Origin of the sequence: Micromonospora chalcea (assembly GCF_002926165.1) — a bacterium.
Lineage (GTDB): Bacteria > Actinomycetota > Actinomycetes > Mycobacteriales > Micromonosporaceae > Micromonospora > Micromonospora chalcea.
Map to the genome: position 1 here is coordinate 1 of NZ_MAGP01000023.1, position 11,793 is coordinate 11,793.

At 73.6% G+C, this 11,793-nt stretch carries 14 protein-coding genes; 6 read left to right on the top strand and 8 right to left on the bottom strand.

Translation table 11 applies throughout. The features are described from left to right. Positions 1 to 205: 205 nt before the first annotated feature. Entirely contained in the window at positions 206 to 757 is a 552-nt protein-coding gene (locus BAW75_RS03485) for a hypothetical protein (RefSeq protein ID WP_069089615.1), read from the top strand. A gap of 51 nt (positions 758 to 808) precedes the next feature. Here BAW75_RS03485 and BAW75_RS03490 read toward each other — a convergent pair whose 3' ends face one another. Then, on the bottom strand, positions 809 to 1,726 hold the full coding sequence (locus BAW75_RS03490; RefSeq protein ID WP_104112605.1) for an alpha/beta fold hydrolase: 918 nt from the start codon (positions 1,724 to 1,726) through the stop codon (positions 809 to 811). Beyond that, a complete protein-coding gene (locus tag BAW75_RS03495) occupies positions 1,723 to 2,064 on the bottom strand; it encodes a hypothetical protein (RefSeq protein ID WP_064445921.1) in 342 nt (113 codons plus the stop codon). Before BAW75_RS03495 ends, BAW75_RS03490 begins: the two co-directional genes overlap by 4 nt. A gap of 71 nt (positions 2,065 to 2,135) precedes the next feature. Between BAW75_RS03495 and BAW75_RS03500 the strand changes: the two genes are divergently transcribed. Beyond that, positions 2,136 to 2,693, top strand: coding sequence for a helix-turn-helix domain-containing protein (locus BAW75_RS03500; RefSeq protein ID WP_104112606.1), 558 nt, complete (start codon positions 2,136 to 2,138; stop codon positions 2,691 to 2,693). Here the strand turns inward: BAW75_RS03500 and BAW75_RS03505 are convergent. Together BAW75_RS03505 and BAW75_RS03510 are read right to left on the bottom strand one after the other, a co-directional pair. Next, positions 2,666 to 4,093, bottom strand: coding sequence for an MFS transporter (locus BAW75_RS03505; RefSeq protein WP_244206004.1), 1,428 nt, complete (start codon positions 4,091 to 4,093; stop codon positions 2,666 to 2,668). The two genes, BAW75_RS03500 and BAW75_RS03505, sit on opposite strands and share 28 nt — an antisense overlap. A gap of 7 nt (positions 4,094 to 4,100) precedes the next feature. Beyond that, positions 4,101 to 4,337 carry a hypothetical protein gene (locus tag BAW75_RS03510; protein WP_043323944.1) on the bottom strand — a complete coding sequence of 79 codons (237 nt, stop codon included), beginning with the start codon at positions 4,335 to 4,337 and terminating at the stop codon, positions 4,101 to 4,103. A gap of 137 nt (positions 4,338 to 4,474) precedes the next feature. Here BAW75_RS03510 and BAW75_RS03515 point away from each other — a divergent pair, with 137 nt between their 5' ends. Together BAW75_RS03515 and BAW75_RS03520 are read left to right on the top strand one after the other, a co-directional pair. Beyond that, positions 4,475 to 5,620 carry a geranylgeranyl reductase family protein gene (locus BAW75_RS03515; protein ID WP_104112608.1) on the top strand — a complete coding sequence of 382 codons (1,146 nt, stop codon included), beginning with the start codon at positions 4,475 to 4,477 and terminating at the stop codon, positions 5,618 to 5,620. 9 nt (positions 5,621 to 5,629) lie between these two features. Continuing rightward, complete coding sequence (locus tag BAW75_RS03520; protein ID WP_104112609.1) at positions 5,630 to 6,421, top strand: DUF2785 domain-containing protein; 792 nt, start codon at positions 5,630 to 5,632, stop codon at positions 6,419 to 6,421. 10 nt (positions 6,422 to 6,431) lie between these two features. On the opposite strand, the gene BAW75_RS03525 is transcribed toward BAW75_RS03520, so the two are convergent. Next, positions 6,432 to 7,466, bottom strand: coding sequence for an NAD(P)-dependent alcohol dehydrogenase (locus BAW75_RS03525; RefSeq protein ID WP_104112610.1), 1,035 nt, complete (start codon positions 7,464 to 7,466; stop codon positions 6,432 to 6,434). Positions 7,467 to 7,561: 95 nt separating this feature from the next. On the opposite strand from BAW75_RS03525, the gene BAW75_RS03530 reads away from it, so the two are divergent. Then, positions 7,562 to 7,747: a hypothetical protein gene (locus BAW75_RS03530; protein WP_223201055.1), complete on the top strand. Its 186-nt coding sequence runs from the start codon at positions 7,562 to 7,564 to the stop codon at positions 7,745 to 7,747. A gap of 39 nt (positions 7,748 to 7,786) precedes the next feature. Here the strand turns inward: BAW75_RS03530 and BAW75_RS03535 are convergent, their stop codons facing one another. After that, positions 7,787 to 9,577 (bottom strand): bifunctional metallophosphatase/5'-nucleotidase, encoded by a 1,791-nt coding sequence (locus BAW75_RS03535; RefSeq protein WP_104112611.1) that lies wholly within the window; start codon positions 9,575 to 9,577, stop codon positions 7,787 to 7,789. 152 nt (positions 9,578 to 9,729) lie between these two features. Here BAW75_RS03535 and BAW75_RS03540 point away from each other — a divergent pair, with 152 nt between their 5' ends. Continuing rightward, positions 9,730 to 10,632, top strand: coding sequence for an SDR family oxidoreductase (locus BAW75_RS03540; RefSeq protein WP_104112612.1), 903 nt, complete (start codon positions 9,730 to 9,732; stop codon positions 10,630 to 10,632). Positions 10,633 to 10,772: 140 nt separating this feature from the next. On the opposite strand, the gene BAW75_RS03545 is transcribed toward BAW75_RS03540, so the two are convergent. After that, entirely contained in the window at positions 10,773 to 11,423 is a 651-nt protein-coding gene (locus BAW75_RS03545) for a nucleotidyl transferase AbiEii/AbiGii toxin family protein (protein WP_104112613.1), read from the bottom strand. Continuing rightward, the gene (locus tag BAW75_RS03550) at positions 11,420 to 11,746 is read right to left on the bottom strand and encodes a hypothetical protein (protein ID WP_043323958.1); all 327 of its coding nucleotides are present in this window, start codon (positions 11,744 to 11,746) and stop codon (positions 11,420 to 11,422) included. Before BAW75_RS03550 ends, BAW75_RS03545 begins: the two co-directional genes overlap by 4 nt. Positions 11,747 to 11,793 lie beyond the last annotated feature (47 nt).

An 11,793-nucleotide genomic window follows, 5' to 3' on the forward strand; every position in this document is an offset into this window, starting at 1 on the left:
GTTCCCCGGGGGCGGGTGGGGGCCGTTGTAAGCCGGTGCGCGACCGGAGTGGCGCCGGCGAGCGCCCCCGGGGAACAAGCCCGGGTCGTCGGTCGTTGCAGATGCACCCGGCACGCCCCGCGCTGCCGGATCCCCCCGAGAACTTCGAGCGCCTGACGGTGCCCACGCATCCCCCGGATGCGTCGACCCCCGAACGGAGCCCACCATGAACACGATCCTGCGCAAGAGCATCCTCGGTATCGCCGGTCTCGCCTTCACCGGTGGCGTGTTCGCCGGTCCGGTCGCCGCCCACGCGGCGGAGACCACCAAGCCGGCCGCCGTCGCGGTTCAGGGCGTGAGCCCGCAGGGCGAGCAGTCGCACGTGGACCTGAACGACGAGCAGATCGCCAACGCCAAGGCCATCATCGCGGCCACCAAGAAGGCGGGCCTGCCCGAGCGGGCCGCTGTCGTCGCGATCGCCACCGCGCTGCAGGAGTCGAAGCTGGAGAACCTGGGTCACCTGGGTGACCGCAACGACCACGACTCGCTGGGCCTGTTCCAGCAGCGGCCGTCCAGCGGCTGGGGTACGCCGGAGCAGATCACCGACCCCGAGTACTCGACGCTGGCGTTCCTCAAGGGCCTCAAGCAGGTCGACGGCTGGCAGGACATGCCGCTGACCGAGGCCGCGCAGACCGTGCAGGTCAGCGCCTACCCCGACGCGTACGCGCAGTGGGAGAAGCAGGCCGCCGAGATCGTCGCCGAGCACTGGCACAAGTAAGACCCGACGAAAGGCCGGTACCCGATCCGGGTGCCGGCCTTTCGCGTGCTCTCAGCCGCTGTGCGTGGCCAGCCACGACAGCACCGGTTCGACCACCGACGGGTCCAGCGGCTGCTTCGCCTCGTCCCGGTACGCCCGCAGCGACGGCGGACCGGGCTGGCGCCGCAGCACGTGGGTGACGTCCGGCAGCACGCCGGTCCGCACCGGCCCGCCCGCGTGCGCGGCGATGACCGGCAGGTCCGCCGGGTCGGTCTGGAGGTCCTTGTCGCCGGTGAGCGCGAGGATCGGCGCGTCGACGCGGGCCAGGTCCGGCCGCGGGTCGTAGCGCAGGAACTCCCGGAACCAGCGGGCGTTGAGCCGCTGCCCGCCGACCCACGCCACGTCCTTGTCGGTGGCGAGGATCTTCTCGTGGTTGCGGGCCACCTTCGTCACCAGGTCGGTGCGGGTGAGCCGGAGCACCAGGCGTACCGGCGCGGGCAGCGTGGGCAGCAGTCGTCCGGCCTGCCAGCGCAGCACCTCGGCGCCGGTGCGCCCGGGCGCGGACAGCAGGACCAGGCCGGCCACCGGTACGCCGCGCGCGGCGAGCGCGACAGCGGTGAGCGCGCCCTCGCTGTGCCCGACCAGGAACATCCGTCCGGCGTCCACGACCGGGTCGTCGCGCAGCGCCGCGAACACGGCGGCCGCGTCGTCGACGTTGTCGAAGAAGCCGGTACGCAGGAACTCGCCGGTGCTCTCGCCGACGCCCCGCCGGTCGTACCGGGCGACCGCGATCCCGGCCCCGGCGAGCGCTGCGGCCAGGTGCCGCTGGATGCCCAGGGGCAGGCGGCGGTGGTCGCCGTCGCGGTTGATCGGCCCGGAGCCGGGCAGCAGCAGCGCCACCGGGTGCCCTCCGGCGCCGTCGGGCAGCGTGAGCGTGCCGGACAGCCGCTGCTCGCCCGAGTCGACGACGAGCGGACGGTCGATCGTCACGGCAGCACCGCCACGGCCAGGGCGGAGGCGTCGTCGGCGCCGATGAGCAGGGAGTCGTACGCCTGGCCGGTGAGGGTGATGCGGACGGCCGGCTGGCCGCCGCGGACGCTGACGAACTCCTTGCCGGCCCTGCCGCGCCAGGTGCCGACGTTGCGCGTGCGGGGCACGCCGAGGCCGGGCGCCCGGATGCCGCGGGTGGCGCGCGCCCCGTCGGGCACGACGACGGCGCCCGCGACGGCGGAGCGGGGGAACGACAGGTCGCCGCGCAGGGCCCAGATCTTCTCGGCGGTGGTGAGCCGGACGTCGATGCGGTCGGGGGTGATGTCGATGGTGGCCATCGGCGTGCTCCTCGGTTCTGTTATCGTCGGTGAGAACATTACCGGAGGCGATAACAAAAAGGGGAGCGACTGTGGCACTCGACACCGTGGAGCTGCTGATGCACCCGGTCCGGCTGCGCATCGTCCAGGCGTTCCTGGGCGGCCGCACGCTGACCACCGCCGACCTGCGCAGCGAGCTGAGCGACGTGCCGCCGGCCACGCTCTACCGGCAGGTCGCCACGCTCGCCGAGAACGGCGTGCTGCACACGGTCGGGGAGCGGCGGGCCCGCGGCGCGGTCGAGCGCAGCTACCGGCTCCACGAGGCCGCCGCGTCGGTGGACCCGGACGAGGCCCGGGCCATGAGCCCGCAACGGCACCGCCAGGCGTTCCTCACCTTCGTCGCGGGCCTGCTCGCCGACTTCGACGGCTACCTCGACCGCGGCGACCCCGACCTGGCCCGCGACGTGGCCGGCTACCGGCAGAACGCGTTCCACGCCACCGACGCCGAGACCGCCGAGTTCGTCACCCGGTTCCGCGAGCTGTTCGCCGAGTACGCCGCGCTCGGCCCCGGGCCCGGCCGCACCCGGCGGCTGCTCACCACCGTGCTGCTGCCCGGCGCCGATCAGGGGCGGCCCGCCGGGCGTCGGTGACCGGCCACGATGTCCGCCACGGCGGCACCCAGCGCCAGCACGATGATCCCGGCGGCGAGCAGCAGTGAGTGGCGGAACGCCGTACCCCAGTCGCCGTGGTCGTCGGCGATCGTGGAGAAGAACAGCGCGCCCACCGCGGCGATGCCGGCGGCCGAGCCGATGCGCTGCCCGGTCTGCAGCATGCCCGCGCCGCTGCCGGCCATCGGCACCGGCACCTCGGACAGCGTGAGCGTCTGGTTCGGCGCGATCACCAGGCCGCTGCCCAGCCCCGCGACGAGCAGCGGCAGCGCGGTCCGCAGCGGCACGTTGTCGTGCGGCCCGCCCGCCAGCACCAGGTCGGTCGCGATCAGCCCGGCCACCACCGCCAGCAGCCCGATCGCGACGAGCGGACGGCCGTACCGGGTGACCACCCGGCCGCCGAGCGCGGAGGCGAGCGCCGAACCGAGCGCGAACGGCGTGATCGCCAGACCGGCCACGAGCGCGCTGTAGCCGAGCCCCATCTGCAGGTAGAGCGTGAAGATGAAGAAGATCGCGGTGAACCCGGCGAAGTAGATCAGGCCGATCAGCGCGCCGAGCGTGTACGAGCGCACCGTGAACAGCCGCAGGTCGAACAGCGGCTGGGCGCGCCGGGCGTACCGGTGCTCCCAGAGCGCGAACCCGGCGAGCAGCAGCAGGCCGACCGGGATCAGCAACCACTTGCCCGGGCCCCGCCACTGCTCCCGCTGCACCAGCGGCAGCAGGATCACCGTCACCCCGGCGCCGAGCAGCAGCACGCCGAGTGGATCGAGGCGGCCCCGCCCGGCGGGGTTCGTCGCCCGGGTCGGCATCAGCCGCCAGCCGAGCAGCATCGCCACGATCCCGACCGGGATGTTCACGAAGAACACCCACCGCCAGCCGTGCTCCGCGCCGCCCAGCTGGATGAGCAGGCCGCCGAGCAGCGGCCCCACGGCGGTGGAGATACCGATCGTCGCGCCCAGCAGGCCGAACGCGCGACCCCGGTCGGCGCCCCGGAACAGCTCCTGGATCATGCCGCTGACCTGAGGGTTCACCACACCGGCGGCGGCGCCCTGGACGAGCCGGGCCACCACCAGCCACTCCGGCGAGCGGGCCAGCCCGGCCAGCGCGCTGGTCAGCGTGAACAGGCCCACCCCGACCACGAACGCGGTACGCCGCCCGCGCGCGTCGCCGAACCGCCCGGCCGGCACCAGCACCAGGCCGAACGTCAGCGCGTACCCGGACAGCACCCACTGCAGGTCGCTCGGTGTGGCGTGCAGCGCCCGGTCGATCGACGGCACCGCGACGTTGACGATGCTGACGTCCAGCAGCGTCATGAACGCCGCGATCAGGCCGACGCTCAGCGCGCGCCAGCGACGCCGATCGTCGTACCCGGTGTCCGGCACGATCCGATCACGCCACCTGGCGCGCGCACCACCGCGGCCCGAAGTCCAGGCCGGACATCGGGGAGTCCTCGCGGTGCAGCAGCCCTCGCTCGGTGAGCGAGTGCAGCGGCTCGCGCAGTTCCTCCTCGGTCATCCCGGTCTCCTGGGCGATCAGGTCCGGGTAGGGGACGTGTCCCTGCACCTCCAGCGCGGACACCGCCTGGTACACCCGTTCCTCGACCGCAGACAGCTGGACCTGAGGCATCGCTTCCCTCCTCGGCGTGGACCGTCCGACCCGCGGACGGCCGGCGACCGGCGGTTACCCGGACGGGCCGCGATGATGCTCACCCGTTCGACTGTCGTGCCGGGCGGGGCGGCACGGCGGTGCCCTAGGCTGCACCAGTGATCATCTGGGATCTCGTCGTGGTCGGCGGTGGGCCCGCCGGACTCTCCGCCGCGCATGCCGCGGCCCGCTCCGGCGTCCGCACGCTCGTGGTCGAGCGGGCCACCCACCCCCGGTACAAGACCTGCGGCGGCGGCCTGATCGGCACCTCGCTGGCCGAGGTCGCCGACCGCCTCGAGGTGCCCGCCCACGACCGGGTCGACCGGATCACGTTCACCCGCGACGGGCGGCGCGCGTTCACCCGCCGGCACCCGTCGCCGCTGGTCACGATGATCCGCCGGGAGGAGTTCGACGACCGGCTGCGCGCCGCCGCCGTCGCCGCCGGGGCTCAGGTCCGCGAGGGCGTCGCGGTCCGCGCGGTCGAGCAGGACCCCGACGAGGTACGCCTGCGTCTGGCCGACGGCGAGGTGGTGCGCGCCCGTGCCGTCATCGGCGCGGACGGCTCCTCCGGCGTCACGGCACGCCACGTCGGTGTCCGTTTCCGCCAGGTCGACCTCGGCCTGGAACTGGAACTGCCGGTGGACGGTGCCGAACGGGAACGCTGGCGCGGCCGGGTGCTGCTCGACTGGGGGCCGCTGCCCGGCTCCTACGCGTGGGTGTTCCCCAAGGGCGACCGGCTCACCGTGGGCGTCATCTCGGCCCGGGGCGACGGCGACCGCACCCGCGCCTACCTGCGCGACTTCACCGACCGGCTCGGACTGTCCGGGGTGACGCCGGAGCACGACTCCGGTCACCTCACCCGCTGCCGCGCCGACGACTCGCCGCTGCGCCACGGGCGGGTGCTGGTCGCAGGCGACGCGGCCGGGCTGCTGGAGCCGTGGAGCCGGGAGGGGATCAGCTACGCGCTGCGCTCCGGCCGGCTGGCCGGGGAAGCGGTGGCCGGCGGCGACCTCGGCGCGTACGCCCGGGAGGTCGGCCGGCGGCTGACGCCGGAGATGCGCGCCGGGCACCGGCTGCTGGAGACGTTCGAGCGGCGGCCCGACGTGTTCCACGCGATGCTGGCCAGCCCGCCCGGCTGGCGGATGTTCGTCCGGTTCTGCCAGGGCCGGGCGAGCTTCGCCGAGATGCTCGACCGGCGGCCGGTACGCGCCGGGCTCGCGGTGCTCGACCGTCTGCCCGCGAGGGCGCGGGCCGTGGCCGGTTAACCTGGCGCGGTGACCGACTGGGATCTCGTCTGCGAACGCGACTTCGCGGTGCCGGACGGCCGCGACCTGGACGACCTCGTCGCCGAACTCGCCGCCGCGCTGCGCGACCCCGACCCGGCGGTCCGGGACGGTGCGCCCTACGTGGTGCTGCGCACCTGGATCGCCCGGGACGTGATCGACGCCGGCCGCCGGGCGAAGCTGGGCGCGATCATGGCCGAGCGGTTCACCGACCCGGAGATCCAGGCCCGCACGTTCGCGCCGCTGGTGCTGGACATGATCGTCAGCCGGGGTGACCTCGACCCGGCCTGGCCGGCCGCGTTCCGCGCCTGGTACCCGGCCGAGACCGACCTGCGCGGGTACGACGCGACGCTCGGCTGGCTGCACGCGGTGGCCCACGGCGCCGACCTGCTGGCCACGTTCGGCCGCCACCCGTCTGTCGACCCGGCGAGCATGCTCGACCTGGCCGCGGCCCGCCTCGTCGCGCCGACCGGGCACCTCTTCGCGCAGCAGGAGGACGACCGGTTGGCCCGCGCGATCGCGCTGGTGCTGGCCCGGCCCGGCCTGTCCGGCGCCGACGCGCTCGGCTGGCTGGACCCGGTCGCGGCGAGCTTCGCCGCGCTGCCCCGGGGCACCACACCCGCGCACGCCTCGAACAGCATGCGGGCGTTGCGGGCGCTGTACGTGCTGCTGGACACCGGCATCGGGCCGAGCCGGGACGCCCCGGCGCTGCCGCAGCCGCACCGCGACGCGGTCAAGGCACGCCTGGCCGAGGTGCTCGCCCCGGTCTTCCAGCACGGCTGAACGCCCCCGGTCAGGGGACGATGACCGCCCGCCCGTGCACGTCGCCCCGGCGCAGCGCCTCGTACGCCTGCGGCGCCTCCGCGAGCGGGAACGTCTGCACGTCGGCGTGCAGCCGGCCGTCGCGGGCCAGCGCGATCACCTCGTGCAGTTCGGCCCGGGTGCCCCAGAACGGCACCGCCACAGCGGCCTCGAACGGCACGGGCGGCGGCTCGTCGGCGACCGGCCGGACCGGCAGCGTACCGCCGGCCAGGCCGACCAGCAGCAGCTGACCGCCGGTGGCGACGACCTGCCGGGCGGTGTCCAGGGTCGCCTGGGCGCCGACGAAGTCGAGCACCACGTCCGCGCCGTCCGGGGCCGGCCCGACCAGCTCACGGATCTTCTCCACCGCGTCCGGGCCGGCCTGCACCACGTGGTGCGCGCCGAGCCGCCCGGCCAGGTCCAGCGCCGCGGCGCTGGTGTCCACCGCGACGATCCGTACCGCGGTGGTGGCGAGCAGGATCTGCAACCCCATGTGCCCCAGGCCGCCGATGCCGATCACCACGCAGGTCGTGCCGGGCCGCAGCCGGGGCCGGGCCAGCTCCACCGCGTGGTACGGCGTCAGCCCGGCGTCGGTGAGCGGCGCGGCCTGGGTCAGGTCCATGTCGCCGACCGGCAGCAGCCGGGACGCGGGAACCACGACGTACTCGGCGAGCCCGCCGTCGCGGCTGAGCCCGACGCCGCCGACCGGGGTTACCCGGCAGCGGTTCTCCTCGCCCCGCAGGCAGGCACGGCACCGGCCGCAGCCGATGATCCCGTAGACCGCGGCCCGTTCTCCGGGCGACCAGCCGACCACCCCGGCGCCGACCGTGTCGACGGTGCCGGCGATCTCGTGCCCCAGGGTCATCGGGATCGGGAACACGCCCGCCGGAGCGTCGAGGATGTGCAGGTCGGAGTGGCAGGCGCCGACCGCGCCGACGCGCAGCAGCACCTCACCGGGGCCGGCCTCGGGCGTGGGCACCTCCGTGTGCTCCAGCACCCCGGGCGCTGTCATCCGTACTGCGCGCATGTCTCCTCCACCTCGTCGCCGACGGTCGTCGCGGCGGCATACCCCTGCCGTGGTGGTTGATGCGCCGGCGGGACGGGCGGGCGCACAATGCGGTCATGAGTGAGCCGGCCGAGTCGTTCACCGACGAGGAGTACGCGTTCCTGCGGCACGTCCGCTTCGGCGAACTGCCGGCCCGGGTACGCCCGGAGGACCTCACGGGGTCCGTGGAGACCGAGACCCCGCCGGACCGGCCGGACCCGGTCGGCGGGGAGTCGGAGTGGCACCTGCGCGCGGGCGGCTGACGGGGCCCGGGCACCGGCCCGGACCCCGTCGCCGCACGGTCAGAAGACCGGCACGCCGTCGCGCACCAGCTTCCAGTTGGGTACGAAGAAGTCGGCCGGGTCGATGACGCCCTTGGCCTGCGCCCAGTCGATGAGCAGCTGGCGGGTCTCCTGCTGGGCGTTGTAGACCTGGGTCTTCACGATGCCCGGGAAGTTGCCGCCGCCGCTGCGCCGGTAGTTGTTCACCGCCACCACGAACCGGGCGTCCGCCGCGACCGGGGTGTCGGTGCCGGCCAGCACCAGCCGGGTGATCCGCTGGCCGACCGGCTTGGCGATGTCGATGTCGTAGTCGACGCCGGAGAACACGTCGTAGTTGTAGTCCGGCACCGCCGGGTCGCTGATCGTCTCCGGGTTCACCGGCGCGCCCGCCGGCAGCGTGACGAAGTACTTCGCCGAGTACTCCAGGTACGCCTTCACCTCGGCGCCGGTCAGCACGACCGCCTCCAGCGTGTTGTCGTACACGTAGAGGCCCGCCACGTCGCGGATGCGCACGTCGCCCTGCGGGAACACCGCGGTACGGCTGAACGGCGCGGCGATGGACAGCACCGGCAGGCCCGCGTACTCGCCGCCCGCGAGCGCCTCGGTGACGACCTCGGTCTGGACGTGGTTGATGAAGTCCAGGATCGGGGTGTCCTTGTACCGCGACTCGGCGGCCGACAGCTCCACGCTGGACTGCGCGACGACGCGGTTGACGTACTCGACGGTCTTGGTGTGCTGGCCGCGCACGGCCGCGAGCACCGCCGGGTCCTCGACCACCGTGTTGGTGTTGAGCGTGGTGGCCGACTTGGCGGTGACCGTCCAGCGGCCCTTCTCCCGGGTCAGCGTGAAGTCCATCCGGGTCAGCCGCTGGCCCCACTTCGACGGCTCCGAGGTGAGGACCCGCTCGCCGGTGGTGAGGTTGGTGACGAACTTCTCCGGCACCTCGTTGTGCGCGTGGCCGAACAGGATCGCGTCGATGCCGGGGACCTGCTCGGCGATCAGCGCGGTCGGGTTCTCGTTCGGCAGCTCCGGGCCGTAGCTGGAGGTGCCGCTGTCGCCGCCGTGCGCCGAGATGACGACCAGGTCGGCGCCGCGGCGGCGCATCTCCGGCACCCACTTCGCGGCGGTGGCGACCATGTCGGCGAAGACGAGGCGGCCCTCGACGTTGCCCTTGTCCCAGATGGCCACGCCGGGGTTGGTCAGGCCGAGGACGCCCACGCGCAGCTTCGGCGCGCCGTGCCCGCCGAGCTTGACCTCCTTGATCACGTACGGGAGGAACGCCGGCTTGCCGGTCTTCGCGTTGAGCGCGTTCGCGGCCAGGGCCGGGAAGCCGAGCTGCTCGATCCAGGTGGCCAGCAGCGGCAGGCCGTAGTTGAACTCGTGGTTGCCGAGCGTCACCGCGTCGTACTTGAGGATGTTCATGGCTCGGGCCATCGGGTGCGTCTCACCGGTGCTGGTGATCGGCTCCTGCTTGGCGTAGTACGTGGCCAGCGGCGTGCCCTGGATGGTGTCGCCGGCGTCGAGGACCAGCGTGGCCCTGCCCTTGCGCTCGGCGCGGATCTGGTTGACCAGGGTGGCGAGCTTCGCGACGCCGACGTCGTTCTGCTTGCTGTCGTCGAACTCCGCGTCCTTGTAGTAGTCCCAGTTGTAGACGTTGCCGTGGGTGTCGGACGTGCCGAGGATCGTCAGGTCCCAGGTCTTCGGCTGCTTCGGCTTCGCCTCGGCGGGCGCGCCGGCCAGCAGGGGAGCGGTCGCGGCGGCGGCCGCGACGGCCAGCACCTGGCGCCGGGAGGCGCCGGAGGAGGAAGTCATGAGGTGCCTTTCCAATGGGGGGTACGCGCCTCGTGGGCGCCGTTGCGCACCATAACCACCACATGTCGCGTGCGCCACACCGGCCCGTTTTGTTTCCCCTACGGTCACGGTGCTGCTGTTTCCCCTCCGGCCACCGGGGTAGGGGCGCAGACATGAGCGAGGACCAGTTCACCCAGCAGCACCCGGCCGAGCAGTACGGACAGCGTGAGGGACAGCCCTCGCAGCAGCAGACGCCGCCCGGCAACGAGCAGGAGATGGGGCCGAAGCCCGACCACGGCGAGCAGTCGTACCGGGGCAGCGACCGGCTCACCGGCAAGCGCGCGATCATCACCGGCGGCGACTCCGGCATCGGGCGGGCCGTGGCGATCGCCTTCGCCCGCGAGGGCGCCGACGTGCTCGTCACCTACCTCGCCGACGAGGAGGAGAAGGACGCCCGGGAGACGGTCGCCCTGATCGAGCAGGCCGGGCGCACCGGCGTCGCGGTCCGGTGCGACCTGCGCGAGGAGGCCAACTGCCGTGCCCTCGTCGACCAGGCGATGCGCGACCTCGGCGGCGTCGACATCCTGGTCAACAACGCGGCGTACCAGATGTCGCAGGACAACGGCCTGCTCGACATCACCACCGAGCAGTTCGACCGGGTGTTCAAGACCAACGTGTACGCCATGTTCTGGCTCTGCAAGTTCGCCGTGCCGCACATGAAGGAAGGCTCGACGATCATCAACACGTCGTCGATCCAGGCGTTCGACCCGTCGCCGCAGCTGCTCGACTACGCCACCACCAAGGCCGCCATCGCGAACTTCACCAAGGCGCTCGCGCAGAACCTCGCCGAGCGGGGCATCCGGGTCAACGCGGTCGCGCCCGGTCCGATCTGGACGCCGCTGATCCCGGCCACCATGCCGGAGGAGAAGGTGAAGCAGTTCGGCACCGACACGCCGATGGGCCGTCCCGGTCAGCCGGCCGAGCTGGCGCCCGCGTACGTCTACTTCGCATCCCAGGAGTCCAGCTACGTCACCGGCGAGATCCTCGGCGTCACGGGCGGCCGCCCGACGAAGTGAGCGTCCGGTCCGGCTGCGTCTCTGGTCCCGGCTCGCCCATCCGGCCGGTCCGGCTTGTCCCGGCTCGGTCGTCTGGTCCGGCGCGACTCGGGCGTCTGTCCGTCCGGCGCGGCGCGGCGGGGGTCGTCTGGTTCCGTTGCTCAGCGGGGCCAGACGGCCATCCGGCGGCGCACCTCGGCGATGCGCGGCGCGTCCAGGCCGTAGCGGGTGAACCGGCGGTCGGCCAGCCCGTCCAGGTAGCGGCCGGCGGCGCGCACGTCCTCGTCGTCCAGCGCCGGGTCCACCTGCCGGGCCAGCTCCAGCAGCTCCGCGACCGTGTACCGGTCCAGCGCGGCGGACACGTCGATGTAGTCGCGTACCTCCCGCCGGTTCACCAGCGCGGCGGTCTTGTTGGCGATCAGGTCCCGCACGTCCATCACCGGGCCGAAGTCCATCACCACCGGGCTGCGGTGCCGGTCCAGGCGGGCCAGGCTGAGGCGGATCTGCCGGCCGTCCCGGCTCACCACGAAGTCCCGCAGGTCCCGGTCGAAGCCGTCGAACACCTCGCCCAGGCCGCCCGGATCCGCCTCGGCCACCCGGTAGCCGGCCCGTTCCAGCGCCGCGCGTACCCCGTCGGCCGCGGCCGCGGCGGCGCCCTCCACGTCGGCGAACAGGTCGACGTCCTCGGTGGGGCGGGTGACCAGGCCGTGCGCGGCCCAGGCGACACCGCCGCCGAGCACGAACCGGTGCGGGCCGGCGGCGGCCAGCGCCACCCGGGCCACCTCCCGGTAGAAGTCGTGCGGATGGGTCACGCCGGGCGCAGGCTCCGGTGCCGGCCCTCCCAGGCCAGGCGTACGCCCCGGGGCAGGTTCAACAGCGGCCACAACCGGCGCAACGTGCCCCCGTGGATCAGCTCGCGCAGATCCTCCACCCGGGTCGTCTCGCGCAGCACGTTCTCGTACATCCAGAGCAGTTCGTCCGGGTCGGCCAGGTCGAACGCGCGCTCGCTGCTCCACATGAGGCGTACCGGCAGTTCGACGATGCCGGTGGTGGGGCCGGTCAGCTCGTCCAGGGTGCGCGCCACCACGGCGGGTCGCCCAGGCCGGGCGAGGTACGCGTGCGCGGTGGCCGACATGGCATCAGGGTAACCCCAACCCGGCCCATCACCCCCCTCCCTTCCCG